Origin of the sequence: Paracraurococcus ruber (assembly GCF_004353985.1) — a bacterium.
Taxonomy (GTDB): domain Bacteria; phylum Pseudomonadota; class Alphaproteobacteria; order Acetobacterales; family Acetobacteraceae; genus Paracraurococcus; species Paracraurococcus ruber.
On sequence record NZ_SMOA01000641.1, the window covers coordinates 1 to 773 of the forward strand.

Below are 773 nucleotides of genomic sequence, written 5' to 3' on the forward strand. Positions count from 1 at the left end.
CGCGGTGCACTGGCTGCGCCTGCAGGGGCGGGCCGAGCGGGGGCCGGATGGCCGTGCCTTGCGCATGAGCGGCGTGACGCAGGACGTGACGGCGAAGCGCCTCGCGGAGGCGCGGATCGCCCACCTCGCCCACCACGACACGCTGACCGGCCTGCCCAACCGGGTGCTTTTCCGCGAAAGGCTGGACGTGGCGCTGGCCCGCGCCCAGCGCGGCGAGGGCTTCACCGTGCTCTGCCTCGACCTCGACCGCTTCAAGGAGGTGAACGACACCCTCGGGCATCCGGTCGGCGACATCCTGCTGCGCCAGGTCGCCGCCCGGCTAGCCGCGGAGCTGCGGGAGACCGATACCCTAGCCCGCCTCGGCGGCGACGAGTTCGCCGTCATCCAGTCCGGGCTCGACCAGCCGAAGGAGGCGACGGCGCTGGCCCGGCGGCTGATCGACGTCCTCGGCCTGCCTTTCGAGCTGGAGGGGCACCAAGTGGTGATCGGCACCAGCGTCGGGATCACCGTCGCGCCGGCGGACGGGCTGGACGGCGACGTGCTGCTCCGCGGCGCCGACATGGCGCTGTACCGCGCCAAGGCCGAGGGAGGCGGGCGCTGGCGCTTCTTCGAGCCGGAGATGGAAGTGGCCCTCCAGCTGCGGCGGGCGCTCGAGATGGACCTGCGGCGGGCGCTGGCGGCGAGCGAGTTCGAGCTGCACTACCAGCCGATCATCGACGTCGCGTCGCGCCGCGTCGCCGGCCTGGAAGCGCTGATCCGCTGGCGCCATCCGG

General features: G+C 73.5%; 1 protein-coding gene. It reads left to right on the plus strand.

The features are described from left to right. Positions 1-773: putative bifunctional diguanylate cyclase/phosphodiesterase (locus tag E2C05_RS32245; RefSeq protein ID WP_133223656.1), on the plus strand; the 773-nt coding region annotated here is incomplete at both ends.